At 70.3% G+C, this 24,990-nt stretch carries 23 protein-coding genes; 19 read left to right on the top strand and 4 right to left on the bottom strand.

The window, feature by feature from the left end; translation table 11 throughout:
- Positions 1–12 precede the first annotated feature (12 nt).
- Both GGR24_RS04340 and GGR24_RS04335 read left to right on the top strand, forming a co-directional pair.
- The gene (locus GGR24_RS04340; RefSeq protein WP_183394022.1) at positions 13–924 is read left to right on the top strand and encodes an ATP-grasp domain-containing protein; all 912 of its coding nucleotides are present in this window, start codon (positions 13–15) and stop codon (positions 922–924) included.
- Entirely contained in the window at positions 914–1,762 is an 849-nt protein-coding gene (locus GGR24_RS04335) for a triphosphoribosyl-dephospho-CoA synthase (RefSeq protein ID WP_246397931.1), read from the top strand. Before GGR24_RS04340 ends, GGR24_RS04335 begins: the two co-directional genes overlap by 11 nt.
- Here GGR24_RS04335 and GGR24_RS04330 read toward each other — a convergent pair.
- On the bottom strand, positions 1,719–2,426 hold the full coding sequence (locus GGR24_RS04330; protein ID WP_183394021.1) for a HisA/HisF-related TIM barrel protein: 708 nt from the start codon (positions 2,424–2,426) through the stop codon (positions 1,719–1,721). The genes GGR24_RS04335 and GGR24_RS04330 overlap by 44 nt on opposite strands.
- A gap of 93 nt (positions 2,427–2,519) precedes the next feature.
- Here GGR24_RS04330 and GGR24_RS04325 point away from each other — a divergent pair, with 93 nt between their 5' ends.
- The 4 genes from GGR24_RS04325 to folK all read left to right on the top strand — a co-directional run bounded on the left by GGR24_RS04325 (position 2,520) and on the right by folK (position 5,448).
- The gene (locus GGR24_RS04325) at positions 2,520–3,470 is read left to right on the top strand and encodes an ATP-grasp domain-containing protein (protein ID WP_183394020.1); all 951 of its coding nucleotides are present in this window, start codon (positions 2,520–2,522) and stop codon (positions 3,468–3,470) included.
- On the top strand, positions 3,467–4,498 hold the full coding sequence (locus GGR24_RS04320) for a hydantoinase/oxoprolinase family protein (RefSeq protein WP_183394019.1): 1,032 nt from the start codon (positions 3,467–3,469) through the stop codon (positions 4,496–4,498). Before GGR24_RS04325 ends, GGR24_RS04320 begins: the two co-directional genes overlap by 4 nt.
- Before the next feature lie 64 nt (positions 4,499–4,562).
- The gene (gene folB, locus GGR24_RS04315; RefSeq protein ID WP_183394018.1) at positions 4,563–4,940 is read left to right on the top strand and encodes a dihydroneopterin aldolase; all 378 of its coding nucleotides are present in this window, start codon (positions 4,563–4,565) and stop codon (positions 4,938–4,940) included.
- Positions 4,941–4,944: 4 nt separating this feature from the next.
- Complete coding sequence (folK, locus tag GGR24_RS04310) at positions 4,945–5,448, top strand: 2-amino-4-hydroxy-6-hydroxymethyldihydropteridine diphosphokinase (protein WP_183394017.1); 504 nt, start codon at positions 4,945–4,947, stop codon at positions 5,446–5,448.
- Here folK and GGR24_RS04305 read toward each other — a convergent pair.
- Together GGR24_RS04305 and GGR24_RS04300 are read right to left on the bottom strand one after the other, a co-directional pair.
- Positions 5,445–5,819: a response regulator gene (locus GGR24_RS04305; RefSeq protein WP_183394016.1), complete on the bottom strand. Its 375-nt coding sequence runs from the start codon at positions 5,817–5,819 to the stop codon at positions 5,445–5,447. The genes folK and GGR24_RS04305 overlap by 4 nt on opposite strands.
- Positions 5,820–5,879: 60 nt before the next feature.
- Positions 5,880–6,842, bottom strand: a complete 963-nt coding sequence (locus GGR24_RS04300) for a LysR family transcriptional regulator (protein ID WP_183394015.1) — start codon at positions 6,840–6,842, stop codon at positions 5,880–5,882.
- Between the two features lie 139 nt (positions 6,843–6,981).
- Here GGR24_RS04300 and GGR24_RS04295 point away from each other — a divergent pair, with 139 nt between their 5' ends.
- From GGR24_RS04295 to GGR24_RS04260, 8 genes are all read left to right on the top strand, one after another.
- The gene (locus GGR24_RS04295; protein ID WP_343066188.1) at positions 6,982–8,004 is read left to right on the top strand and encodes a class 1 fructose-bisphosphatase; all 1,023 of its coding nucleotides are present in this window, start codon (positions 6,982–6,984) and stop codon (positions 8,002–8,004) included.
- An 11-nt stretch (positions 8,005–8,015) separates the two neighbouring features.
- Positions 8,016–8,891, top strand: a complete 876-nt coding sequence (locus tag GGR24_RS04290) for a phosphoribulokinase (RefSeq protein WP_183394014.1) — start codon at positions 8,016–8,018, stop codon at positions 8,889–8,891.
- A gap of 75 nt (positions 8,892–8,966) precedes the next feature.
- Positions 8,967–9,647, top strand: a complete 681-nt coding sequence (rpe, locus tag GGR24_RS04285) for a ribulose-phosphate 3-epimerase (RefSeq protein ID WP_183394013.1) — start codon at positions 8,967–8,969, stop codon at positions 9,645–9,647.
- The gene (locus GGR24_RS04280) at positions 9,647–10,393 is read left to right on the top strand and encodes an HAD-IA family hydrolase (protein WP_183394012.1); all 747 of its coding nucleotides are present in this window, start codon (positions 9,647–9,649) and stop codon (positions 10,391–10,393) included. The genes rpe and GGR24_RS04280 overlap by 1 nt, the downstream gene beginning before the upstream one ends.
- 178 nt (positions 10,394–10,571) lie before the next feature.
- A complete protein-coding gene (locus GGR24_RS04275) occupies positions 10,572–11,963 on the top strand; it encodes an efflux transporter outer membrane subunit (RefSeq protein ID WP_183394011.1) in 1,392 nt (463 codons plus the stop codon).
- A complete protein-coding gene (locus GGR24_RS04270; protein ID WP_183394010.1) occupies positions 11,960–13,243 on the top strand; it encodes an efflux RND transporter periplasmic adaptor subunit in 1,284 nt (427 codons plus the stop codon). Before GGR24_RS04275 ends, GGR24_RS04270 begins: the two co-directional genes overlap by 4 nt.
- A 7-nt stretch (positions 13,244–13,250) precedes the next feature.
- The gene (locus GGR24_RS04265; RefSeq protein WP_183394009.1) at positions 13,251–16,349 is read left to right on the top strand and encodes an efflux RND transporter permease subunit; all 3,099 of its coding nucleotides are present in this window, start codon (positions 13,251–13,253) and stop codon (positions 16,347–16,349) included.
- Between the two features lie 41 nt (positions 16,350–16,390).
- Positions 16,391–19,459, top strand: coding sequence for an efflux RND transporter permease subunit (locus GGR24_RS04260; protein ID WP_183394008.1), 3,069 nt, complete (start codon positions 16,391–16,393; stop codon positions 19,457–19,459).
- 5 nt (positions 19,460–19,464) lie between these two features.
- Here the strand turns inward: GGR24_RS04260 and gnd are convergent, their stop codons facing one another.
- Entirely contained in the window at positions 19,465–20,472 is a 1,008-nt protein-coding gene (gnd, locus tag GGR24_RS04255; RefSeq protein WP_183394007.1) for a phosphogluconate dehydrogenase (NAD(+)-dependent, decarboxylating), read from the bottom strand.
- A gap of 263 nt (positions 20,473–20,735) precedes the next feature.
- Here gnd and GGR24_RS04250 point away from each other — a divergent pair, with 263 nt between their 5' ends.
- From GGR24_RS04250 to GGR24_RS04230, 5 genes are read left to right on the top strand one after another with little or no spacing between them, the layout of a single operon-like run.
- Entirely contained in the window at positions 20,736–21,740 is a 1,005-nt protein-coding gene (locus GGR24_RS04250; RefSeq protein WP_183394006.1) for an AAA family ATPase, read from the top strand.
- A 9-nt stretch (positions 21,741–21,749) separates the two neighbouring features.
- Complete coding sequence (locus GGR24_RS04245; protein WP_183394005.1) at positions 21,750–22,649, top strand: DUF58 domain-containing protein; 900 nt, start codon at positions 21,750–21,752, stop codon at positions 22,647–22,649.
- Positions 22,636–23,097, top strand: coding sequence for a DUF4381 family protein (locus GGR24_RS04240; protein WP_183394004.1), 462 nt, complete (start codon positions 22,636–22,638; stop codon positions 23,095–23,097). Before GGR24_RS04245 ends, GGR24_RS04240 begins: the two co-directional genes overlap by 14 nt.
- A 3-nt stretch (positions 23,098–23,100) precedes the next feature.
- Positions 23,101–24,057 carry a VWA domain-containing protein gene (locus GGR24_RS04235; RefSeq protein ID WP_183394003.1) on the top strand — a complete coding sequence of 319 codons (957 nt, stop codon included), beginning with the start codon at positions 23,101–23,103 and terminating at the stop codon, positions 24,055–24,057.
- A complete protein-coding gene (locus tag GGR24_RS04230; RefSeq protein ID WP_183394002.1) occupies positions 24,054–24,989 on the top strand; it encodes a VWA domain-containing protein in 936 nt (311 codons plus the stop codon). The genes GGR24_RS04235 and GGR24_RS04230 overlap by 4 nt, the downstream gene beginning before the upstream one ends.
- Position 24,990 lies beyond the last annotated feature (1 nt).

Below are 24,990 nucleotides of genomic sequence, written 5' to 3'. Positions count from 1 at the left end.
GAGAGCACGGGAATGATCGTCGAAGACGCCGTCGTCATCTTCACGGAGAAGGCTGACTGGCACAGCAAGGGCCTCGCCGCCGCCATGGCGCGCGAAGGCCTGCGCCCGACGATCCTGTCGATGACCGAATGCGGCTTCGACGTCGCGCCCGGCGCGCCCGGCCTGTCCTTCCCCGAACTGGACGGGCGGCTGCCGGGCGCGATCTTCGTGCGGCTCATTCCCGGGGGCACGACGGAACAGATCACCGCGCGGCTCGGCTTTCTGCACGCCGCGCGGGCGGCGGGCGTCCGCGTCGTGAACGACGCACGTGCGATCGAAGTCTGCGTCGACAAGTCGATGACGACCTTCGCGCTCGCGCATGCGGGGCTGCCCACCCCGCGCACCGCGGTGTTCGAACGGCGCGACATGGCGCAGGCGGCGTTCGACCGGATGGCCGGCGACGCCGTGCTGAAGCCGCTGTTCGGCGCCCAGGGCAAGGGCCTCATCCGGCTCGCGCCGGGCGACGCCCTGCCGGAGCCGGACGCCGTCGGCGGCGTCTACTATCTCCAGGAGTTCGTGGCGAGCCGCGGTTCCCGAATCGCGGGCGGGGCGCACGACTGGCGCGTGTTCGTGCTCGACGGGCGGCCGATCGGGGCGATGATCCGGCGTTCGGAAGGCTGGATCACCAACATCTTCCAGGGAGCCGCGGGAGAGCCGGCGGCGACCGACGGAGAGGCGGCGGCGCTTGCGGTGAAGGCCGCCGCGGCGGTCGGCGCCGATTATGCCGGCGTCGACCTGATCGAGTCCGAGGACGGCCGCTTCCTGATCCTTGAGGTGAATTCGATGCCGGCCTGGAAAGGACTGTGGGAGGCGACTGGCGTCGACGTCGCCGGCGCGCTTGCGCGCGACATGTCCGAGCGCCTCGCGCGTCCCGATGCCGCCTGAGTCAAGCTGGGACATGGCGGCGGTCGCGGCCGCGTTTCGGGACGCCTGCCGCGCCGAACTCGCAGCGCTGAAGCCCGGCAACGTCCACAATTTCCGCGAAGGTCACGGCATGACCGCCGCGACCTTCGAACGCGCGGCCGAAGTGGCCGCGGTGCGTCTGGTCGCCGGCCGCACCGTCGGCGAGCGGATCGAAGGCGCCGTCAGGGCCTCGCTCGCGGCGGTCGGCTGCAACGCCAATCTGGGCATCGTGCTGCTCTGCGCCCCCCTCGCGCATGCTGCGTTCGAGCGCGGTCCGGGAGAGCCCCTGAGGCCGGCGCTCGCCCGGGTTCTGGAGCGACTGACCGTGGAGGACGCCGAAGCCGCCTACCGGGCGATCGCGGCCGCCAATCCGGGCGGGCTCGGACGCGCCGACGAGCATGACGTCGCCGAGCCGCCGACCATCACTCTCCGCGAGGCCATGGCGGCCGCGGCGAGCCGCGACCGGATCGCCCTGCAGTACGTCAACGACTTCGAGGACGTGTTCGCCGCCGCGGCGGCCTATCAGGCGCGTCGTTCTGGTCGGGAGGCGGTCGAGGACGTCTATCTTGGCCTGCTCAGCCTTTTCCCGGACAGCCACGTCGTCCGGAAGTTCGGAGCCGAGGTCGCCGAGACGCTTCGGCGCGAGGCGGCCGCCTTCGCCGAGAGCCTCGACTTCCGCGAGGACCGGGAGCGGGCGCTCGACGCGTTCGACCTGCACCTGAAGGCCAAGGGCCTGAACCCCGGCACCACCGCCGACCTCACCGTCGCGGCGCTGTTCACCGCTCGCCTCGAAGCGCCTCCGCCAGAGCCTCGCGGCTGAGCCTGCCGCCATGCAGGGCGCTCGCGACCAGAGCGCCCGCCACCCCCAGCGCGGAGAGCGCCGCGAGATCGTGGGCGCCGCGCACGCCGCCTGCGGCGTAGACGCGGCGGTCCTCGGCCCGGCCCAGCACATCCTGCAACCGGCTGATGTCGGGCCCCGCATCCGCGCCGACGCGGGCCAGGGTCATGACGATGACCCGGTCGGGCCAGAACGACGAATCATCATGCGCATCAGCGGGTCCGATCGGCCCGTTCGCATCGTGATCGAGCGACAGCACGCCTCCCGAAGCCCTGCAGGCGCTTCTCAGCGCTTCCGCGTCCTTGAACGACTCGCTGCCGATGACGCTCACGCCGGGGCCGGCCTGGGCGCGCCGGCCGAGTGCGTCCGGATCGGTCTCCCCGCGGTCGACCCAGATCTCGAGCTCCGGATGGGCGTCGGCGATCTCGGCGATGACCGCGTCGTGGCCGCCCATTCCGCGAATTGCGTCGAGATCCGCGACGTAAAGCCTTCGGAACGGGGCGAGCGCGAGCAGCGCCTCGGCGACGGCCTGCGGCCGGGCGCCCTCGACGAGCGGGGAATGGATCGGCTGGTAGGCGCCCCGCTCTCCGCGGCGCGCATGCACCACCTGGCCGCCCATGAGGTCGATCACCGGAACGACGTCCATTGCTGGCCTCATGATTCGGGAGGTGAGGCGCCGCTGCTTTTCGGCTAAGCCCTCGCGGTCGGGCGGGGGGCTCGACCAAGGATCGGCGGCGTGATGCGGGTCTTCATATGCGAATTCGTGACGGGCGGCGGAATGCGGCGGGACGCCCTTCCCGCCTCGCTGGCGCGCGAAGGCCTGTTGATGCGCGACGCGCTGGCGCGGGACTTTTCGGAGCTGCCTGGCGTCGAAGCCGTCGTGACCTGTGACGGCCGGCTGCCGACTCCGCCCGGCGCAGAATGCGTCGCCGTCGAGGCCGAGCAGGATTGCTGGGAAATCTGGGAAGCGCTCGCTGGCGCGGCTGATCTCGCCTGCATCGTGGCGCCGGAGACCGACGGCGTTCTGGAACGGCTCTGGAGGCTCTGCGACGCCGCCGGCGCGCGCGTGCTCGGCCCCACCCTTCCGGCGATCCAGATCTCGGCGAGCAAGCGCCTCACTGCGGAGCGTCTGCTTGCGCATGGCGTTCCGACGCCCGCTGTCTGGAGCCCTGATTCGATCCCCGCCGGCGAAGCAGGTCCGTTCATCAGCAAGCCTGATGACGGCGCAGGGTGCGGCTCGACCCGGTTCTGGACCGACCGCCCTGCTCCCGGCGCGCTGGGCCCTGACCACATCGTGCAACGCTACGAGCCTGGCGCAGCCGCGAGCCTGACCTGCCTTGGAGCCGGCGGGTCCGTCTCGGTGCTGGCAGCGAACGATCAGCATGTCGCGATCCAGGACGGCGTCTTCCGCTTCAATGGGCTGACGGTCGGCGCTGTTCCGGCCGACCGGGATCTGGACGCTCTTGCGCAAAGAGTCTGGCGAGCTGTCCCGGGCCTTGATGGCTTCTTCGGGATCGACCTCGTCCTGCGCCCGGAGGGCGCGACGGTGATCGAGATCAATCCGCGGGTGACCACGGCCTATGCGGGGCTTCGCGGAGCCCTCGGACTGAACCCGGCCGGGCTCCTCGGTCTCGTCGCCGAGGCCCCACGGTCCGCCGAAGCGCTCCGGCCCGTCGAGATCGCGCTGTGAGCGCGATCATCGGGCTCGATGTCGGCGGGGCGCACCTCAAGCTCTCGCGGGTCACGCCTGCGGGGCGGCTGGAGGCTGCGCGCATCGCGCCCTGCCCGCTCTGGCGCGGCCTCAATGAACTCGAGAAGGCGTTTGCGTCGCTCGAGGCAGAGATCCCGCCCGCCGCGTCCTTCGCGGTGACGATGACGGGCGAACTCGTCGACCTCTGGACCGACCGTCAGACCGGCGTCGCGGCGATCTCCGAAGCGGTCGGCGCGCTGGTCGGGCGGGACCGGCTCGTCTTCTATGCCGGCGCGGCGGGCTTCGTGCCGGCTGGCGAAGAGGCGGCGCATTGGAGCGCGATCGCGTCCGCGAACTGGCGCGCGACAGCCGCGGCCGCCGCCCGGGGCGGCGAGACCGGGCTGCTGATCGACATCGGCTCGACCACCAGCGACCTGATTCCCTTCGCGTCCGGAGAGGTTCTCGCCCGGGGAACGGACGACGCCGGGCGCATGGCGGCCGACGAGCTGGTCTATCTCGGAGTCGCACGGACGCCCGTCATGGCGCTCGCCGCCAGGATGCCCTTCGGCGGCGGGTGGATCTCCCCCATGGCGGAGTTCTTCGCCACCACGGCGGACGTGTTCCGGCTGACGGGCGATCTCCCCGACGGCGCCGACCTCCATCCGGCCGCGGACGGCGGAGCGAAGACGACTGCGGCCAGCGCCCGCCGGCTGCTGCGCATGGTCGGCGCCGATCTCGACGCGCAGACGGAGGTCCAGGCGCATGCGCTCGCCGCCTGGCTGGCGGAAGCGATGCTGCGGAGACTCTGCGACGCGACCGCGCTGATCATGTCGCGACCCGACGCGGGCCGGGCGCCGACGGTCTTCGGCGCCGGCGTCGGCCGTTTCCTCGCGCGTCGACTGGCGGACCGGCTCGGCCTCATGTATCGCGACCTCGGGCGTGAATGGTCGGAGGACGAGGGGCTCGCCGCAGCGGCGGCGGATTGCGCGCCGGCCGTCGCAGTCGCCCGGCTGCTCGCCGCACGATGACCGGCTTCATCCACGCGTCTGATCCGGGTTGGAAACCGCCTGCCCTGCTGCGAGTTCGAGAGACATGAGCGATCGGATCTTCTTGAGGGGCATTCCCGTTCACGCCCGACACGGCGTGTTCGAGGAAGAGCGCCGGCTCGGCCAGCGTTTCGTTTTCGACATCGACTTCTGGGTCGAGGCGCAAGCCTATGCGCGGGCCGACGACCCGACCGCCGCGGTCTCCTACGCGGACGTCTATGACGCCGTGGTGCAGGCCGCGGGCGAGCCCAGCCTCAACCTGATCGAGGCGGTCGCCGAGCGGGTCGCCCAGCGCCTGCTCGACAGCTTCGCGCCGATCAAGCGGGTCCGGGTCGAAATCCATAAGCCGAGCGCGCCCATAGCGGGCGTGTTCGGGGATGTGGGCGTGGAGATTTTCCGCGACCGCGACGGCGCCGGACGCTGAGCGCATGACGGAGATCGGGCTCGGCTTCGGCAGCAATGTCGGCGACAAGGTCGCGAACCTTCATCGCGCGATGGAGCGCGTATTCGCCACCGGCGAGATTCGTTTTCTGGCCGCTTCCTCCGTGTGGCGCACCGCGCCCTGGGGCTATGTCGATCAGGACTGGTTCGCGAACGCGTGCGCGGTCGGCGAGACCGACATGTCGCCCGAGGAGGCTCTCGTCTTCACGCAGTCCGTCGAGGAGGAGCTCGGTCGAGAAAAGACCTTTCGCTGGGGACCGCGGGTGATCGACGTCGACATCCTGTATCTCGGCGACGCTAAGGTGGCGTCTGCGCGGCTGATCGTTCCCCACAAGGAGATGTTCAACCGCGCCTTCGTGTTGGCGCCCCTGGCCGAGATCAGGCCCGAGCTCGTGCTCGACGGAAAATCGATCCGGGACGCCGCCACCGCTGCGGGCTCGGCCGGCCTGTCCCGGCTCGCGCCTCCATGGCGGCCGCTGCCCAAGGACTAGAGGTCTTCCGTCCGGCGCGCCCGCGGCGCCTCGGCGCACGCCTCCTCGATCGCCCGCACGATCTCGAAATGCGAGAACGGCTTGGAGATGAACGCGAGATGCGTCAGGCCCTGCGGCGTGTCGGCGCGCGTCGAGCCGGAAACGAAGATGACCCTCGCGCCCGCGCGATCGAGGTCGGACGCGAGTTCGTAGGTCTTGCCGTCAGCGACATCGATGTCGAGGAGGGCGAGGTCGACCGTCCCGCGGGCGACGTCCCGGCCCTCGCGTATGGTGGCGGCGAGCGTCACGGTCGCGCCTGGCAGACGAGCGCGAACGATCGCCTCGACCTCGAGGCCAACGATCGCCTGATCCTCGAGAATAAGCACCCGCATCGCACGCTACGCTCCTGCCGCCCTGGACGGCCGCGCTGCAGGACGTCCGCTGGCCGCCACTCAAGACGTTGAGGCGGCAGGGATCGTTCCGTCGGTGGAGGAAATCTGCGGCAGGAACTCGGCGCCCCGCTCGCTCAGGAAGGCGGCCATCGCGGCCGCAGGCGGAGTGAGCCTCCGCCCGGCCCGCCGCACGACGTGCCACCGGCGCAGAATCGGAAGCCCGGCCACGTCGAGCTGGACCAGCCGCCCATCCGCGATCTCGGCCGCGACGGTGTGCGCCGAGATGAAGGCCAGGCCCAGGCCGCCGATCACCGCCTGCTTGATCGTTTCGTTCGAACCGATCTCCATGCCGATCTTCGGCGTCACTCCCTCCTGTTCGAACAGCCGCTCCATCACCAGCCGGGTCCCGGACCCGCGCTCGCGCATCAGGAACGTCTGGCCGCTGAGCTCCGAGGGAGCTATGTCCCGGCGGGAAGCGAGTTCATGGTCCGGCGCGGCGATGATGATCTGGGGATGTTCGCCGATGATCGCGGCCACGTTGTCCAGATCCTCGGGCGGGCGTCCCATGATGGCGACGTCCACCTGGTCGGAGCGGAGCAGCCCGATGACTTCGGCGCGGTTGCCGACCGACAGGCTGAGGTCGATGCCCGGATGGGCGCGCGCGAAGGCGCCGAGCGCCATGGGGGCGAAATATTTTGCGGTGGAGACGATCGCGACGGAAACACGGCCGCCCTCCAGCCCCTTCATCGCCTCGAGCGCGCCGACGCATTCCCGCAGCGCGATCTCGATGCGCGCCGCCGCCTCGACCAGCTCGCGGCCGGCGTCGGTCGGACGGAACCGTTCGCCCGTCCGGTCGATCAGGGGAAGGCCGACTGCGGCCTCCAGCAGTTGGACTTGCATGGTGACGGCCGGAGGCGTGACGTTCAGCCGCCGCGCAGCCGCGCTCACCGCCCCTGTTTCGGCGACCGCCGAGAGGGCACGCAGTTGCTTCAGTGTGAGCGAACGGACAAGGTCTTCAGACATGCTGAAATTGGCGTTTAGTTTATGTGGCTTTTCTGATCAACGTCGATAGACGGGCGCTGGCCCCCAACCGCATGCAGGCGGCCCCAGCGCCGGCAGACAACCGAAGTGCATGACGCGTCTGACGCGTGAGGAGATTCCCGTGGCCGAGCATATGACCCTCGACGCCTTTCTCGATCAGTGGAGCGCCGGCGACGCCGTGCGCGGCGCGACCGCCGCTACGGTGCGGGCCGTGTGCGACGCCGGCCGCACGATCGCGGCGCTGGTGGCCCGCGGCGCGCTCGAAGAGGCCATGGGCTCCGCGGTCGGCGAGAACGCCGGAGGCGACACCCAGAAGGCGCTCGACGTCAGGACGCACGACATCCTGGTCGAGGCGCTGCGGGGGGCGCCGGTCTCGCGGCTCGGCTCGGAAGAGGCCGAGGACGTGATCGTCCTCGACCCGGCGGCCCCGGTGGCGGTCGCGGCGGACCCGCTGGACGGCTCCTCCAACATCGAGACCAACGTCTCGATCGGAACGCTCTTCGGAATCCTCCCCGAGGCCGGAGAGGAGACGTTCCTGCAGCCCGGCTCGCGCCAGCTCGCCGCCGGCTTCATCGTCTACGGCCCGGCGACCGCACTGGTGCTGACGGTCGGAACCGGAACGCACATCTTCATGATGGACGGCGTCGGCGGGCCTTTCGTGCGCACCAGCGCGGACGTGCAGATCCCGAAGACGACCAAGGAATACGCCATCAACGCGTCGAACGCCCGGCACTGGGCGGAGCCGATGCGCGCCTACATCGCGGACTGCCTCGCCGGCGCGGACGGGCCGCGCGAGAAGAACTTCAACACGCGGTGGGTCGGCTCGCTGGTCGCGGACGTGTTCCGGATCCTGGTGCGCGGCGGCGTCTATCTCTATCCGGGCGACGCGCGCGAGGGGTACGGCTCCGGCCGCCTCCGGCTCGTCTACGAGTGCAACCCTATCGCGATGGTGTGCGAGCAGGCCGGCGGCGCGGCGACCGACGGCAAGACGCGCATCCTCGATATCGTGCCTTCCAGGCTGCACGCGCGCGCGCCGCTGGTCGCCGGATCGGCCGAAGAGGTCGAGCGCATCGGCCGGTACTACGGCGACGAGGCCCGGCAGTCGTCGCCGCTCTTCGCGAAGCGCGGACTGTTCCTCTCCTGATCCGCCGCGGCATGTCGATCCGTCACCCGATCATCTCCGTCACAGGCTCCTCCGGCTCCGGCACCACTTCGGTCCGAGACACCTTCGAGCAGATTTTCCGCCGCGAGCGAATCGTGGCGGCGTTCGTCGACGGCGACGCCTTCCATCGCTACGACCGCGACGGCATGCGCCAGAAGGCCATGGAGGAGGAGGCGCGCGGCAACCACCACTTCAGCCACTTCGGCCATGACGCGAACATGCTCGAGGAGCTCGAGGAGGTGTTCGCGTCCTACGGCTCGAGCGGCGCCGGGCGCACGCGCCGATACGTCCATGACCTCGAAGCCGCCCAACGGCTCGGGCTGCCGATGGGGACGTTCACCGACTGGACCGACCTGCCGCAGCCGACCGACCTGATGTTCTACGAAGGGCTGCACGGCGCGATCGTCGGCGACGGCGTCGACATCGCCCGATACGCCGACCTGAAGATCGGAGTGGTTCCGGTCATCAATCTCGAGTGGATCCAGAAGATCCACCGCGACCGCAATGACCGCGGCTACTCGACGGAGGACGTCACCCAGACGATCCTGCGCCGGATGCCGGACTACGTCCGCTACATCTGCCCGCAGTTCACCCGCACCGACATCAACTTCCAGCGCATACCGACCGTCGACACCTCCAACCCCTTCATCGCGCGCTCGATCCCGACGGCGGACGAGTCGATGGTCGTGATCCGCTTCCGCGATCCGCGCGGGATAGATTTCCCTTATCTGCTCTCGATGCTCCCGCAGAGCTTCATGTCCCGCGCGAACTCGATCGTCATCCCAGGCGGGAAGCTCGATCTCGCGATGCAGCTGATCCTCACGCCGATGATCATGCAGCTCGTGGAGCGCAAGCGGCGCGCCGGCTAAGGCTGGCCGCGCCCCTGTACTGGCATGCCCAATCGGTTTAACAGCGTGCCGCACTGCAGCAACCGGCGAGGCGCCATGTCCGTCATCATCGCTCCGTCCATTCTCTCAGCGGATTTCTCGCGCCTCGGCGAGGAGACCCGGGACGTCGTCGCCGCAGGCGCCGACTGGGTCCATCTCGACGTGATGGACGGCCACTTCGTGCCGAACATCACCTTCGGCCCCGAGGTCGTGAAGCGGCTTCGCCGCTGGACCAACGCGCTGTTCGACTGCCACCTGATGATCGCGCCCGCCGACAACTATCTCGAGGCCTTCGCCAAGGCGGGCTGCGACCGGCTGACGGTGCACGCCGAGGCCGGCCCGCATCTCGACCGATCGCTGCAGATCATCCGGTCGCTCGGGAAGAAGGCCGGGGTGGCGCTGAACCCGTCGACCCCGGAGAGCGCCGTGGAGTACGTGCTCGACAAGATCGACCTGATCATCGTGATGACCGTGAACCCGGGCTTCGGCGGCCAGGCCTTCATCCCGGAGCAGATCGAGAAGGTGCGCAGGCTGCGCCGGATGATCGGTGAGCGCCCGATCTCGATCGAGATCGACGGCGGCGTCACGCCCGAGACGGCCCCGCTCTGCGCGGCCGCCGGAGCCGACGTCTTCGTCGCCGGCAACGCGGTGTTCAAGGACGGACCGGAGGCCTACCGCAGCAACATCGCGGCGATCCGGGCCGCGGCCGAGACGGCGTTCGCCAACCGGGCCGCCTGATGCCGCTCGAGGCGTTGATCTTCGACGTCGACGGCACGCTCGCCGAGACCGAAGAGACGCACCGACAGGCGCTCAACGCCACCTTCGCCGATTTCGACCTTCCGTGGAGCTGGGACCAGCCGACCTACCGGCGCCTGCTTCGGATCATGGGCGGCAAGGAGCGGCTGCGCCACTTCATCGAACATGACCGGCCGGCGAAGGCCGAGGCTGCGCTCGCGGCGCTGCCGAAGCTCCACGCCGCCAAGAACGAGCGCTACGCCGCCCTCGTGGCGGCGGGCGACGTCAGGCTGCGCCCGGGGGTGGAGCGGCTTATTCGCGAGGCCCGCGCCGAAGGTCTGAGGCTCGCCATCGCCACGACCACGAGCCTCGCGAACGTGGAGGCCCTGCTGGCGGCGACTCTCGGGCCCGACGCACGGCGCATTTTCGAGGCGGTGGCGGCCGGCGACGAGGTCGCGACCAAGAAGCCCGCGCCTGACGTCTTCGAACTCGCGGTGCGCCTGCTGGGCGTCGATCCCTCCCGCGCGATCGCGTTCGAGGACACGGTCTATGGGCTGCGCGCGGCCACGGCGGCGGGCCTGCGCAGCGTGGTGACGCCCAGCTTCTACACCGACGATCAGGATTTCTCGGGCGCGGCGGCGGTGTTCGACACGCTGGGCGACCCGGGACGTCCCGCGCGCCATCTCGGCGGCGCCGGCGCCGGCGTGACCATGGTCACGGTCCCGTTCCTGCGCACGCTTTCGCCTTGAGCGCAGGAACCTCGCGAAGGGACCCGGCTTCAGCTGCGTACAAGGCAGGAAAGTCGCCCCGCGATGTCGCTTCCCGGCAACGGCGCAGGGAGGTCGACCATGTCACTTTCAGTAATTGCGCGTTCACCACGAGGCGAAGAGTTTGCGGGGGCTAAAAACTGGATCGCGTGTCGCGGTCGTGGTCGCCGCATCGCTCGGCCTCAGCGCCTGCGCGAACGGCTGGGCGCGTCCTTCGCTTGGCGTCAGCTCGCCGAGCCGGTGGGAGGACGCCCGGGCCAGTCAGCCGGTGTGGCCGCAGAGAGACTGGTGGCGCGCGTTCGGCTCGAGCGAACTGTCGACGCTGATCGCGGAGGCGGAGCGCTCCAATCAGGACATCGGCGCCGCCAAGGCGCGGATCGAGCAGGCCGACGCGCAGGTGCGCATCAATGGCGCAGCGCTCATTCCGCTGATCCAGGGATCCGGCGACGCCACCGCACAGAAGTCCCCCGGAACGCCGGTCGTGGGCGGCTTCCAGGCGGCGCTTTCGGCGAGCTACGAACTCGACTTCTGGGGCAAGAACCGCGCGACGCTGCGCTCCGCCCAGGCTTCGGCGCTCTCCGCCCGCTATGCCGAGGAGGTCGTCGCGCTGGGTGTGGTGGCGAGCGTCGCGAATACCTATTTCGCGCTCATGTCGGCGCAAGAGCGGCTCGCAATCGCCCATGGCAACGTGAAAAGCGCGCAAACCATACTGGACGCCATCCAGGGACGGCTGGATGTCGGCACCGCCAACGCGCTCGATCGGGCGCAGCAGCGCGCGGTGCTGGACCAGCAGCGCGCCACGATTCCGCCGATCGAGCAGGAGATCCGGACCAACCAGACGGCGCTCGCGCTGCTGCTCGGCCGACCGCCGGTTCTGCTGCCGGTCAAGGGCGGCCGGCTGGCCAGCCTGAAATCGCCGCGCGTCGCGCCGGGGCTTCCCTCCGAGCTCCTGTTGCGGCGCCCCGACGTCCGTGAGGCCGAGGCGAACCTGGCCGCGACCGACGCGAACGTCACCGCCGCGCGGGCGGCCTTTCTGCCGTCGATCGACCTCACCGCTCAGGGCGGCTTCGAGAGCGCCGCGCTCCGCAGCCTGTTCAGCTCGCAATCCGCGTTCTATTCGCTCGCCGCCGGGCTGACCCAGCCGCTCCTGGACCCCACCCTGCCGGGCGATTTGGACCTCGCGAAAGGACAGTACCGGGAGAACCTCTACGCCTACCGCAAGGCCGCGATCCAGGCGTTCGTCGACGTGGAGAACGCTCTAATCACGATGCGGAAGAGCGCCGAGCAGCAGAGGCTGCAGGAGGCGGCCGTGAAGAGCGCTCGCGAAGCCTACGACATCGCGCAGGTGCAGATGCGGGAAGGCACCGTCGACATCGTCACGGTGCTCAACACGCAGCAGACCTTGTTCTCGGCCCAGCAGAACCTCGCCGAGGCGCGGCTCGCCCGCTACCAGGCGATCGTCCAGATGTTCCAGGCGCTTGGCGGAGGATGGGCGGCGTCCGGACGACGGCCGGGGGGCGCTCCGCTGCCCGAAACGGCGCTGATGAAATGAAACGGCTGATCATCCTGCTCCTCGTGGTCGCTGCGGGGGTCGCCGCGTGGCGCTTCTGGCCGCCGCCGTTCTGGCCGCCGTCCTTCCTGTCCGCCTCCAACGAAGGAGCGCCGTCGCAACGCGAGCAGCCCCGCCGCGCCGGCCGCAGAGGCGGGATGTCGGATCAGCCCGTCCCGGTCATCGCGTCCGCTGCGGTGCGCCAGGACGTGCCGGTCTTCCTGGAGGGCGTCGGGACGTTCCAGGCGCTCAACACGGTGACGGTGAAGCCCCAGGTCGAAGGGACGCTCGTCGAGGTCGCCTTCCGCGAGGGCCAGGACGTCAAGGCCGGCGACGTCCTCGCTCGCATCGACCCCGCCACCTATCAGGCGCAGTACGACCAGGCCGTCGCCCAGAAGGCGCAGTTCGAGGCGCAGCTCGCCAACGCCCGGACCGACCTCGAGCGCTATCAGCGGCTCGCCAGGAACGACTACGGCTCGCAGCAGCAGGCCGAGACGCAGAAGGCCACCGTCAACCAGCTCGAGGCTCAGGTCCGCTACTACGGAGCCCTGATCGAACAGGCGAAGACGACCCTCGACCGCACGATCGTCCGCGCTCCGATCAGCGGGCGAACCGGCGTGCGCGGCGTCGACCAGGGCAACTACGTCACGGTGGGCGACGCGACCGGGATCGTGACGATCACGCAGCTTCAGCCGATCGCCGCTCTGTTCACGCTGCCCCAGCAGAACATCGCAGCGGTGAACAAGGCGATGGCCCGCGGGCCCGTCACGGTCGAAGCCCTGGCGGCCGACGGGGAGAGGACTCTGGATCGCGGGACGCTCGACGTCATCGACAACCAGGTCGACCAGGCGACCGGGACGGTGAAGCTCAAGGCCACGTTCCCGAACGCCGAGCTCTCGCTGTGGCCCGGCCAGTTCACCAATGTCAGGATCGCCGTCGACACGCTCCGCGATGTCGTGACCGTTCCGGGAGCCGCCGTTCAGCAGGGGCCCGACGGGCCCTTCGTCTATGTGGTGCAGGATGACGGCACGGTGGCGCAGCGCGCGGTCGGCGTCACCCGCCAGGACGCGGAACTCGCCGTGATCGCCTCCGGGCTGGAGGCGGGCGACAAGGTGATCACGACCGGCTTCACGCGTCTCAGAGACGGCCAGAAGGTCGAGCTCGGAAGCTCCGACGGCGCCCAGCCGGACGACGCGCGGTCCTCCGACTCACGTCCCGCGGGCCCACGTCGTGACGGAGCGCCGGACCGCCGCGCCGAGGGCGACGCCGCGCCGGGGAAGTGACGGCGCGATGAACATATCCGCTCCCTTCATCGCGCGCCCCGTAGCGACGACCTTGCTCGCCTTCGCGGCGCTGCTCGCCGGCGTGCTCGGTTACCTGCAGCTGCCCGTCTCGTCGCTGCCGCAGGTCGACTTCCCGACGATCCAGGTGACCACCCGGCTGCCGGGCGCAAATCCGCAGACCATGGCCTCGCTGGTCACGGCGCCGCTCGAACGCCAGCTCGGCCAGATTCCGTCGCTCGACGCGATGACCTCCACGAGTTCCTTCGGGCTCAGCCGGATCACGTTGCGCTTCGATCTCGACCGCGATGTCGACGGCGCCGCGCAGGACGTGCAGGCCGCGATCAACGCCGCCAACTCGACGCTTCCGAAGAACCTCCCCTACCCGCCGGTGTTCTCGAAGGTGAACCCGGCGAACACGCCGGTGCTCACCGTCGCCCTGACCTCCGACACGATGCCGATCCGCGATGTCTCGGATCTCGCCGACACGCTGGTCGCGCAGCGCCTTGCGGAGGTTGCGGGGGTGGGCCGGGTCAGCGTCGGCGGCGGCGTGAAGCCTGCGGTACGCGTGCAGGCCGACGTCCGTCGCCTCGCCGCCTACGGGTTGAGCCTCGAGACGCTGCGGACCGCGATCGCGGGCGCCAGCGTGGCCGGTCCGAAGGGCTCGATCGACGGCCAGCGACAGTCCTTCACGATCTCGGCGAACGACCAGATCAACACGGCGCAAGCCTATTCGGACGTCGTGGTCGCGATCAGCAACGGCGTGCCGGTCAAGCTGCGCGACGTGGCGGACGTGGTCGACGGGCTCGAGGACAATCAGGTCGCCGCGAGCTTCCAGGGGCGGCCGGCGATCGTCATCGACGTGCTGCGCCAGCCCGGCGCCAACACGGTCGCGACCGTCGACGCCCTTCGGCGCCAGCTACCGGAGATCCAGCGGGCGATGCCGGCCGGCGTGCGGCTGGCGGTGGTCGACGACCGCACGGACGCCATCAAGGCCTCGCTGCACGAGGTTCAGTTCACGCTGGCGCTCTCCGTCGGCCTGGTGGTGCTGGTCGTCCTGCTGTTCCTGCGGACGTTCCGGGCGACGCTGATCGCCGGCGTCGCCCTGCCCCTGTCCCTGATCGCGACCTTCGCGGTGATGTGGGCCTTCGGCTACAGCGTCGACAACCTCTCCCTGATGGCGCTGGTGGTCGGCGCAGGCTTCATCGTCGACGACGCGATCGTCATGATCGAGAACGTGTCGCGCCACATCGAAGAGGGTTCTCCGCCGCTCAAGGCGGCTTATGACGGCGCCCGCGAGATCGGCTTCACGATCGTCTCGCTGACGGCGTCCCTCGTCGCGGTGTTCATCCCTCTGCTGTTCATGAGCGGCCTTATCGGGCGCGTGTTCCGGGAGTTCGCGGCGACGCTGACGATCGCCGTCATCGTCTCCATGGTGATCTCGCTCACCCTGACGCCGATGATGTGCGGGCGGCTGCTGCGCGCGCCGAAGGCGTCGAAGTCGCGCCTGGGCGCGGCGGCCGAACGCGCCACCACGCGCTTCATCGAGGGCTACCGGAAGTCGCTCCGGGTGGTGATCCGCCACCAGACGCTGATGCTGCTGCTGACGCTTGCGACCCTCGCGGCGACCGCGTGGCTCTACGTGATCGCGCCGAAAGGCTTTCTGCCCGAGGAGGATTCGGGCCTGATCACCGCCACCATCGAGGCGGAGCAGGACGTCTCCTTCCCTGAACTGCAGCGGCGCGACGCGGAGCTGGTGGCGCTCGTCCGGAAGGACCCGGCGGTCCAGAACGTCGTGTCGGTGCTGGGCGTCAGCGATCAGACCGCGACGCCCAACGCCGGCAGACTCTCGATCGTGCTGAAGCCGCACGCCGCGCGGGACGATCCGGCGCCCGAGGTGATCGCGCGGCTGGAGCGGGCGGCCGCCACGATCCCCGGACTCTCGGTGGTCTTCCAGTCCGTGCAGGACCTGCAGGTCTCCACCCGGTCGTCGCGCGCGCGCTACCAGTACACGCTGACCGATCAGGACGCCGCGGAGCTCGCCCGCTCCGCCGCGCTGCTCGTCGAAAGGCTCCAGGCCTCGCCGAAACTGCGCAATGTCGGCTCGGACGCGCGGCCCGGCGGACTTCAGGCGCGCGTGACCGTCGATCGCACCTCGGCCGGAAGGCTCGGGGTGACGATGCAGTCGATCGCCGACGCGCTCTACGACGCCTACGGCCAGCGCCAGATCTCGACGATCTACGGGCAGGCGAACCAGTACCGCGTGGTGCTCGAGGCGACGCCCGGCCAGGCCAAGGACCCCGACGCGCTCAAGAGCCTCTATGTGTCGTCCTCGGGCGGGCAGCCGGTGCCGCTCTCGGCGATCGCGGAGGTGGCGGTGGAGCCGGCCAACCTCGTCGTCACCAACGAGGAGCAGTTCCCGGCCGTCACGATCTCCTTCGATCTGGCCGGAGACGCTTCTCTGAGCGACGCGGTGGAGATCATCCAGCAGGCGGAGGCGGACATCTCGCTGCCCCCGACCGCCGTCGGAAGCTTCTCGGGCGACGCCGCCGAATTCGCGCAGTCTCTCGCGGGCCAGCCATGGCTCGTGCTCGCGGCCGTGGTCGCGATCTACATCGTCCTCGGCGTGCTCTACGAGAGCTTCATCCATCCGCTCACGATCCTCTCCACGCTGCCGTCAGCCGGCGTCGGAGCGCTCATCGCGCTCGAGCTGTTCGGGATGGAGCTGTCGATCGTCGCGCTGATCGGCGTGATCCTGCTGATGGGCATCGTGAAGAAGAACGCGATCATGATGATCGACTTCGCGCTCGACGCCGAGCGCGAGCGCGGGCTCTCGCCGGAGGAGTCGATCGTCGAGGCGGCCGCGCTGCGCTTCCGCCCCATCATGATGACGACGCTCGCCGCCCTGCTGGGCGCCCTGCCGCTGGCCCTCGCGACCGGGCCCGGGGCCGAGCTCCGGACGCCGCTCGGCGTCACCATCATCGGCGGCCTGCTGCTGAGCCAGTTGCTGACCCTCTACACCACGCCTGTCGTCTATCTGGCCATGGAGCGCCTCCGGCTCGCCGTCGTCGGGCGTCCCGCGCAGCACCGCGTGGAGCCGGCCGAATGAACCGCGCGGTCCGGCCCGATCATCACGACACGGTCGGCTAGATGTCGCTCTCCGCGCCCTTCATCCGCCGACCCGTGGGGACCACGCTCCTGGCGATCGGGCTCATGCTGATCGGCATCGCCGCTTATGCGCGGCTGCCGGTCGCGAGCGTGCCGAACGTCGAGTTCCCGGCGATCTTCGTGCAGGCGAGCCGTCCCGGCGCCGACCCGAGCGTCATGGCGGCGACCGTCGCGGCGCCTCTCGAGCGGGCGCTCGGCGCGATCGCCGGCGTGAGCGAGCTCACCTCCACATCGGCTCTCGGCTCGACCCGGATCGCGGTGATCTTCGACCTCAACCGCAACATCGACGACGCGGCCAGGGACGTGCAGGCGGCGCTCAACGAGGCCTCCGTCGATCTGCCGTCCGACATGCCGAACCTTCCGACGTTCCGGAAGATCAATCCGGCGGCCTCCCCGGTTCTCGTCCTTGCGCTGACCTCCGACGCGCTGCCGACGAGCCGCATCTACGACGCGGCCGACAGCGTTCTGGTGCAACGCCTGTCCCAGGTGGCCGGCGTCGGCGAGGTGAGCGTCGCGGGCGCCGAGCAGCCCGCCGTGCGGGTCCGGCTCGATCCTGACCGGCTGGCCGCGATGGGGCTCTCGCTGGACGATGTCCGTTCGGCGATCGACAACGCCAACGTTCTCGCGCCGGTCGGCGCCCTCTCGGACGACAAGCGCCAGATGGCGATCGCGCTGGATGGCGAGCTCGGTCAGGATCCGGAGCGCTACCGCGACATCGTCGTCCGGACCTCGAACGGCGCGACCGTGCGGCTCGGCGACGTCGCCGACGTCGCGGCCGGAACCCGCAACGAGCGCACCGGCGGCTGGTTCAACGGCAAGCCGGCCGTCCTGGTCAACGTCACGAAGCAGCCGGACGCCAACGTGCTCAAGACCGTCGACGGCGTGAAGGCGCTGCTGCCGAACCTGTCGCGCTGGATACCGGCGGCGATCGACGTGACGGTGCTGGTGGACCGGACCGCCACCATCCGCGCGAGCGTCGAGGACATGCAGAAGACCCTGCTGCTCTCGATCGCCCTCGTGATGCTGGTGGTGCTGGCGTTCCTGAAGCGTCTCGCGCCGACCTTCGCGGCCGGCGTGACCGTGCCGCTGGCGCTCGCCGGCTCCTTCGCGGGGATGTGGGTCTTCGGCTTCTCGATCGACAACCTGTCTCTGATGGCGCTCGCCGTCGCGGTCGGGTTCGTCGTCGACGACGCCATCGTCATGATCGAGAACGCCTACCGCAATCTCGAGAAGGGCATGTCGCCGTTCGAGGCGGCGCTCGCGGGAGCGCGGGAGATAGCTTTCACGGTGCTGGCGATCTCGATATCGCTGATCGCGGCCTTCATCCCGCTGCTGTTCCTCGGCGGCATCGCAGGCCGGCTGTTCTTCGAGTTTTCGATGACGCTGGTGTTCGCGATCGTCGTCTCGACGGTGGTGTCGCTCACCGTGACGCCGATGATCTGCGGCCAGTTGCTGCGGCCCGAGCCGGCCGAGCGGCGACGCGGACTCGTGGATCGCCTCGCCGACGGCTACGCGCGCAGTCTCCGCGTGGCGATGAAAGCGCCCTGGCTGATGGCGTTGCTGATGCTCGGCGCGGTCGCCTGGAGCGTTCACCTCTACATCGCGATGCCCAAGGGTTTCCTGCCGCAGGACGACACCGGGATCGTGAACGCCTTCACCGAGGCGGCGCCCGACGTCTCCTTCGCCGCCATGTCGGAGCTTCAGAAGAAGGCGGCCGACATCATCGCGGCCGACCCCGCGGTGGAGTCCGTCGCGCCCTCGGTCGGCGGGGGCCGCAGCGTCTCCAACCAGGGCCGAATCCAGATCGCCTTGAAGCCGTCTGGCGAACGGCCGGGCGCGAACGCCGTGATCGAGCGTCTTCGCAAGCCGCTCTCGGAGATTCCCGGCCTCCGCGTGTTCCTGAGCCTGCAGCAGGACATCCGCGCCGGCGGCCGGCAGGGCCGCTCGCAGTACCAGTTCACGCTGTGGTCCCACGACCTCGATCTGCTGCAGGAGACTGCGCCCCGGGTGGTGGAGAGGCTCCGCAGAATTCCCGGCCTGCGCGACGTAGCGACCGATCGCGAGGCGAACGGCATCGACCTGCGGCTCGACATCGACCGGGACGCCGCGTCCCGGCTGGGCGTCTCGATCGAAGCGATAGACGCGGCGCTGAACACCGCCTTCTCGCAGCGTCAGATCTCGGTGATCTACGGTCGCCGGAACCAGTACCGGGTGGTCATCGAGCTTGCGCCGGACCAGGCGGACGACTCGGCGGACGTGCTCAAGATCCACGTGCCCACGAGCTCGGGGGCACAGATCCCGCTCTCCACCGTCGCCACCATGACGCGTCGCGTCGCGCCGCTTACGGTGAACCATCAGGGCCAGTATCCCGCGATCACCATCACCTACGACGTGGCGCCGGACGCGTCCGCAGGCGACGCGATGGAGGCCGTGTCCCGCGCCGTCGCGGAAATGCGGCTGCCCGACGGAGTGAACGCCGAGTTCGCCGGCGACGCGGCCCAGTTCGCGGCGTCCGCGTCGAGCCAGCCCCTCACCATCCTGGCTGCGCTGGTGGCGATCTATCTGGTGCTCGGCGTGCTCTATGAGAGCTACGTCCACCCGCTGACGATCCTCTCCACCTTGCCCCCGGCCGGCCTCGGGGCGCTGCTCGCACTGCAGTTCGTCGGCTACGACCTGACCCTGATCGCGCTGGTCGGCATCATCCTGCTGATCGGGCTGGTGAAGAAGAACGGCATCATGCTGGTCGACTTCGCCCTGACGGCCGAGCGCACGATGGGCCTGTCTCCGCATGACTCGATCGTGGAGGCCGCCCGCGTGCGCTTCCGGCCGATCCTGATGACGACTTTCGCGGCGCTCCTCGGCGCCCTTCCCCTCGCCTTCGGCGAAGGTCCCGGCTCCGAGCTGCGGCGGCCGCTTGGGATCACGATCGTCGGCGGCCTGATCGTCTCACAGGCCCTGACGCTCTACACGACGCCGGCGATCTACCTGCTGCTCGACCGGCTGAGGCGGCGGAAGAGGACGGCCCCCTCAGAGCTCCAGCCGGCGGAGTGACGCCGTCACGTCCTGACCTTCTTCGTCTCGCCGACGCCCGCCGGGGCTTCCGCATGGCCTCCGAACTGGCGGCGCATCGCGGACAGGATGCGGTCGGCGAACGAGTTGTCGACCCGCGAGCGGAAGCGCGCGAACAGCGCCGTCGCCAGCACGTCCACCGGAACGGCCTCCTCGATCGCCGCTTCGATGGTCCAGCGTCCCTCCCCCGAATCCGCGACGCGACCCGCGAAGCCATCGAGCTTCGGATCGTCGGCCAGCGCGATCGCGGTGAGATCGAGCAACCACGAAGACACCACGCTGCCGCGTCGCCAGAGCTCGGCGACGTCGGCGACGTCGATCTGATAGCGCCGGTCCTCGGGCAACTCGGCGGAGCCTTTGCTCCGCAAGACGTCGAAGCCTTCCGCATAGGCCTGCATCAGGCCGTACTCGATGCCGTTGTGGACCATCTTCACGAAGTGGCCGGCGCCGACCGGCCCGCAGCGCATGTAGCCTTGCTCCACCCTCGGATCCCGCGCCTCGCGCCCCGGCGTCGGCGGTATCTCACCCCTGCCCGGCGCGAGAGTCGCGAAGATGGGATCGAGCCGCCGCACGACCTCCTCGTCGCCCCCGATCATCAGGCAGTAGCCGCGTTCGCGCCCCCAGATGCCGCCCGACGTGCCCGCGTCGACGAACATCACCTGTTTCTCGGCCAGCTCGGCCGCGCGCCTGATGTCGTCCTTGTAGAAGGAGTTGCCGCCGTCGATGACGACGTCGCCCGGGGCGAGCGTCTCGCCGAGCGTCGCGATCGCGTCCCCGGTGATCTTGCCCTCCGGCAGCATCACCCAGACCGCACGCGGCGCCGGCAAGGCCGCCACGAGCTCTTCGATCGAGGCCGCCGGCGTGGCGCCCTCCTTCGCGAGGTCGGCGACGGCCTGCGGATTGACGTCGAACACGGCGCAGCGGTGGCCGCCGTCCATCAGGCGGCGGACGATGTTCCCGCCCATGCGGCCAAGACCGATCACCCCGATGTCCATGAAAACCTCGCGTCTTGAAGGCGCTGCCGCACGAGAGGCATCAGATATCATCCGGGCGCCCGCTGTCGACCTGCAGCGTCGCCACGGCCAAGTTGCATGTCGCGGGCTTTAATCGCGCTGCCGTATTGACGCGGCTGCGTGGAACGGGCGTGATCCTAATAAGGCCCTAAGAGGCTGTGTGAGGAGCGTCGAAGAATCATGCGGATCGGCCAACATCGCGCGGCGCTCGGGCGACGCACCCCGCGCCGAAGCCCCCGGCCCTCATGAACATTCAGGAGAAAGCCGTCACGGCCGTCGGAGATGCGGCTGACGCGGCGCTGCGGGAGCGGGTCGGCGCCCTCCGGCGCGGACTGGAGGACGGCCTGATCGGCGTCTCGGGGCTCATCGAGCGGCTTCTGATCGGGCTCCTGACCGGCGGACATGTCCTCGTGGAAGGCGCTCCCGGGCTCGCCAAGACCCGCGCCGTGAAGCGTCTGTCCTCCGGGCTTGAGGCCTCGTTCGCCCGCATCCAGTGCACGCCCGACCTGATGCCCGCGGATCTGACGGGAACCACCGTCTGGCGCCCGGACCAGGGCCGCTTCGAGTTCCTGCAGGGACCCATCTTCCATTCGCTGGTGCTGGTGGACGAGATCAACCGGGCCCCTCCGAAGGTGCAGTCGGCGCTGCTCGAGGCGATGGCCGAACGGCAGGTGACCGCGGGGGCGAACACCTACCCGCTGCCGGACCCGTTCATGGTGGTGGCCACCCAGAACCCGATCGAGCACGAAGGAACGTTCCCGCTGCCGGAAGCGCAGCTCGACCGCTTCCTGCTGCACGTCGTGGTCGACCTTCCGGACGCGGCGTCGGAACGTCTGATTCTCGATCTGGTGGAGCGCGAGGCGATTGGGCACGAACAGCCGCTCGGGGTCCGCCTGACGGCCGACGAGGTCCGACGCGCACGGCGCGACGTCGCCAACATCCATCTCGCGCCGGCGATCAAGGACTATATCGTCCGCATCGTGTCCGCGACGCGCGAGCCTGACACCGTGCCGGAGGTCAGGCGGGCGATCGAGTATCCGGTGTCGCCGCGGGGCACGCTCTCGCTCGCCGCAGCGTCCAAGGCCCGCGCCTATCTCGACGGCCGGGACCACGTCACGCCGGACGACGTCGCCGGACTGGCGGAAGACACTCTCGCTCATCGACTGGTGCTGACCTGGCGGGCCGCCGCGGACGGTCGGACGGCGCGCGACCTGGTCGCGCCGCTGCTCGACCAGGTGCGGCCGCTCTAGGAAGCCGCGGTGGAGGGCGTTCCGGTTCCGGGGGTCGACGTCGACGCCGCCGCGCTCCTGGGGCTGCGCCACCTCGCGCGCGGCGCGCCGGCGTCTTCGTCGCGCCGGCTCGCGGCCCGGCCGGGGGGCATCGTCACCCGCCGCCGCGGACGCGGCAGCGAGATCGACGACGTGCGCCCCTGGATCGACGGCGACGACATCAGGCACATCGACCGCAACGCGACGGCGCGCACCGGCGAGCTTCATACGCGCACCTTCCGGGACGAGCGCGAGCGCGCCGTGCTGCTGGTCGCCGATTTCAGGCCGGCGATGCTGTTCGGCACCCGCCGCGCCTTTCGCTCGGTCGCGGCGGCCGAGGCGCTGGCGCTCGTCGGCTGGCGGGCCGCCGCCGAAGGCGGCCGGATCGGTCTGCTGGCGGCCGGCGCGGGCGAGCCCGATTTCGCCCGCCCCAAAGGCGGCGAGCGAGCCATGAACGGCGTCATCGGCGTCATGGCGCGCGCCCATGCGGAGGCTCTGGCCGCCCCGGACCAACCCGATCCGCCGCTTGCGGACGCGCTCGAGATCGCCGTCGGGGCGCTTCCCCGCGGCGGCCATCTGATCCTCGCCAGCGGGCTCGACGAGCCGGGGCTGCGGTTCGACGAGGTCGTCCGGGCCGCCTCGACCCGCGTCTCGATCGCGGTTCTGCTCGTGACGGACGCATTCGAGCGCGACGCGCCCCGCGGCGCCTATGCGTTTCTGTCCCGCGACGGCCGCAGCGGCTGGCTCTCGGGACGCCGCGGCGGCGATGCGCGCGCCGACTTCCGGCGTGAGCGCCTGATGGGGCTCGGAGTGCCGGTGATCTCGATCGACGCGGCCGCGGGGCCCGAGCGGGTCGCGCCTCTGCTGGAGCGGCTCGATGCCGTCCACTGATCCGCTCGACGGCCTCCGGGGTCTGCACCTTCCGGAACAGCCGGCGTCGTTCTGGTCCGACATCTGGCTTTCTGCCGCGGTCGGGCTGCTGGCGGCGCTCGCGGCCGCGATCGCGATCCGCGTGCTGTTCCGGCCGAAGCAGTCGTTGCGCGTCTCCGCGCTCGACGCCCTCCATCGGGCGAAGGATCTGCCCGAGCCCGATCGGCGCGTCGCGCAGGCCGCGCTGCTGCGCCGGGTGGTGAGAACGATCGACGGCGACGAAGCGGCGCGCCGCGAGGGTCTCGCCTGGGGCGAGACGCTGGACCGCGTCCTCCGCACGGACTTTTTCACCTCCGGCGCCGGACAGGTGTTCGCCACGGGCCTTTACGTGCGGCCCGACGGCGCAGGCGAGGCAGAGGGTGAGATCGATCGTCGACTCGCGGCGCTGATCTCCGGCCTTCGGCGCTGACGGATGTGGCAGTTTGCGACGCCCCTGCTGTTTCTGCTGCTGCCGCTGCCGCTCCTCGTGCGGCGCGTGCTGCCGGCCGAGGGCCGGGTGGGCGGGGCGCTGAAGGTTCCGGGCACCGTCGCCGGCCCGCATGGAGAAGCTGACGCGTCGGCCGTCGCCTCGACCGGCAAGACAGCCTTGGCGTGGATCGCGTGGATCGCCCTCGTGACCGCCCTCGCCGGCCCGCAGGTCGTGCTGCCCGCCCAAGCGCTGCCGACGACGGGGCGCGACCTGATCATGGCGCTCGACCTTTCCGGCAGCATGGAGCGCACGGACTTCGAACTGGACGGCGCCACGGTGCGCCGGCTCGACGTGGTCAAGACGCTCGGCGCCAGGTTCATCCGCAGTCGCGCCGGCGACCGCGTCGGCGTCGTGGCCTATGCGGATCGGGCGGCGGTCGTGTCGCCGCCGAGCTATGACGTCGAGGCGGTCGCGCGGTCGCTGGACGGCTTCGTTATCGGCCTTGTGGGCCGCTCCACCGCCATCGGGGACGGGCTCGGCCTCGCCCTTCGCCGGCTGGCGTCGACCGACGCGAAGTCGCGGGTCGTCGTGCTGCTGTCGGACGGCGTCAACAACGCCGGCAACTCCGCGCCCAAGGACGTCGCGAGACTGGCCGCCGAGATGAACGTCCGCGTGCACACCATCGCCATGGGCCCCCGCGCTCTCGGCGAGACCGACTACAACCCCGATGTGGTCGACGTCCAAACCCTGGAGGCGATCGCCTCGGCGAGCGGCGGCCGCGCGTTCCGGGTGAAGACGAGCGACGATCTCAAGGCGGCGATCGACGTGATCGACGAGATCGAGCCCACCCGGTCGATCGCGCCGCCGGCGCCGATCTGGCGGGAGCTCTGGCCCTGGCCCGCCGCCCTCGCGTTCATGGCTTCCGCCGGCACCGTGCTGACCCGGAGGCGAGGCCCATGATCGAGGTTTTCGGCCTCGCCTTGCTGCGGCCATGGTGGATCTTGGGTCTGCCGGTGGCGGCGCTGGCCATGCTGGCCGCCGTCCGTCGCGCGGGCGGGGTCGGCGACTGGCGGAGAGCGGTCGATCCGCATCTGCTGGAGGCCCTCACCCGGCGCGGGGCGGTGGTGGCCGGGAAAGGCGGCGGAGCGGCCTTCGCCGCAGCCGGATCGGCCCTGATCGCGCTCGCGCTGCTCGGTCCCGCCGTCGAGCGCAGTCAGACGTCGAGCTTCCGCAACCTCGACACGATCATCATCGCGCTCGATCTTTCGCGTTCCGTCGCCGACAGCCCGCAATTCCGCGACGCCAAGATCGCCGCGCTCGAGGCTGCGGAAGCCGGAGGCTCGCGGCAGGTCGCCGTCATCGCCTTCGCGGGCGACGCCTATCTGGTGAGCCCGCCCACCGCAGACCGGAAGGGGCTCGAGACCACGCTGTTCTCGCTCGACGGCGGCGCCGTGCCTGATCTCGGCAGCGCCCCCACGCGCGCGCTCGCCCTGGCGCGGAAGACGCTTGCGGACGCGGAAGTCGTCTCCGGCGACGTGATCCTCATCACCGACGGCGGCGGCATCGACGAAGGCGCGCGGAACGAAGCCCGCGCCCTCGCCGATGACGGCCACGCCGTTCACGCTCTCTACGTCGCGCCCAAGGCGCCCTCCGCGGCTCCGCCGGGCCCGAAGCCCACGGGACGCCCCGAACTCGACGCGCTCGCCTCCATCGGCGGGGGAACCGCCTCGGATATCGAGCATCTCGCGCCAGTCGAGGACCGGCTCGCGCGCGGAGCGGCGCAGAGGCTGGGCCCCGGCGCATACGCATCGCTCGCCTGGTATGATCTCGGGCGCTGGCTGCTTTTCGCAGCGGCTCTTCCGCTGCTCATGCTGTTCCGAAGAGGAGCATGAT

Source organism: Hansschlegelia beijingensis, from assembly GCF_014196425.1.
In the GTDB taxonomy this organism is placed as follows: domain Bacteria; phylum Pseudomonadota; class Alphaproteobacteria; order Rhizobiales; family Methylopilaceae; genus Methylopila; species Methylopila beijingensis.
Note: the sequence above shows the minus strand (reverse complement) of the source record. Positions and strands in the feature narration are given on the sequence as shown.

Coding starts and splice junctions, on each gene's coding strand:
- gnd (WP_183394007.1), bottom strand. CDS start 20,472: ATGGACATCGGGGTGATCGGTCTTGGCCGCATGGGCGGGAACATCGTC.
- GGR24_RS04335 (WP_246397931.1), top strand. CDS start 914: ATGCCGCCTGAGTCAAGCTGGGACATGGCGGCGGTCGCGGCCGCGTTT.
- GGR24_RS04325 (WP_183394020.1), top strand. CDS start 2,520: ATGCGGGTCTTCATATGCGAATTCGTGACGGGCGGCGGAATGCGGCGG.
- rpe (WP_183394013.1), top strand. CDS start 8,967: ATGTCCGTCATCATCGCTCCGTCCATTCTCTCAGCGGATTTCTCGCGC.
- GGR24_RS04340 (WP_183394022.1), top strand. CDS start 13: ATGATCGTCGAAGACGCCGTCGTCATCTTCACGGAGAAGGCTGACTGG.
- GGR24_RS04305 (WP_183394016.1), bottom strand. CDS start 5,819: ATGCGGGTGCTTATTCTCGAGGATCAGGCGATCGTTGGCCTCGAGGTC.
- GGR24_RS04235 (WP_183394003.1), top strand. CDS start 23,101: ATGTGGCAGTTTGCGACGCCCCTGCTGTTTCTGCTGCTGCCGCTGCCG.
- GGR24_RS04300 (WP_183394015.1), bottom strand. CDS start 6,842: ATGTCTGAAGACCTTGTCCGTTCGCTCACACTGAAGCAACTGCGTGCC.
- GGR24_RS04240 (WP_183394004.1), top strand. CDS start 22,636: ATGCCGTCCACTGATCCGCTCGACGGCCTCCGGGGTCTGCACCTTCCG.
- GGR24_RS04270 (WP_183394010.1), top strand. CDS start 11,960: ATGAAACGGCTGATCATCCTGCTCCTCGTGGTCGCTGCGGGGGTCGCC.
- GGR24_RS04265 (WP_183394009.1), top strand. CDS start 13,251: ATGAACATATCCGCTCCCTTCATCGCGCGCCCCGTAGCGACGACCTTG.
- GGR24_RS04330 (WP_183394021.1), bottom strand. CDS start 2,426: ATGGACGTCGTTCCGGTGATCGACCTCATGGGCGGCCAGGTGGTGCAT.
- folK (WP_183394017.1), top strand. CDS start 4,945: ATGACGGAGATCGGGCTCGGCTTCGGCAGCAATGTCGGCGACAAGGTC.
- GGR24_RS04250 (WP_183394006.1), top strand. CDS start 20,736: ATGAACATTCAGGAGAAAGCCGTCACGGCCGTCGGAGATGCGGCTGAC.
- GGR24_RS04280 (WP_183394012.1), top strand. CDS start 9,647: ATGCCGCTCGAGGCGTTGATCTTCGACGTCGACGGCACGCTCGCCGAG.
- folB (WP_183394018.1), top strand. CDS start 4,563: ATGAGCGATCGGATCTTCTTGAGGGGCATTCCCGTTCACGCCCGACAC.
- GGR24_RS04260 (WP_183394008.1), top strand. CDS start 16,391: ATGTCGCTCTCCGCGCCCTTCATCCGCCGACCCGTGGGGACCACGCTC.
- GGR24_RS04290 (WP_183394014.1), top strand. CDS start 8,016: ATGTCGATCCGTCACCCGATCATCTCCGTCACAGGCTCCTCCGGCTCC.
- GGR24_RS04230 (WP_183394002.1), top strand. CDS start 24,054: ATGATCGAGGTTTTCGGCCTCGCCTTGCTGCGGCCATGGTGGATCTTG.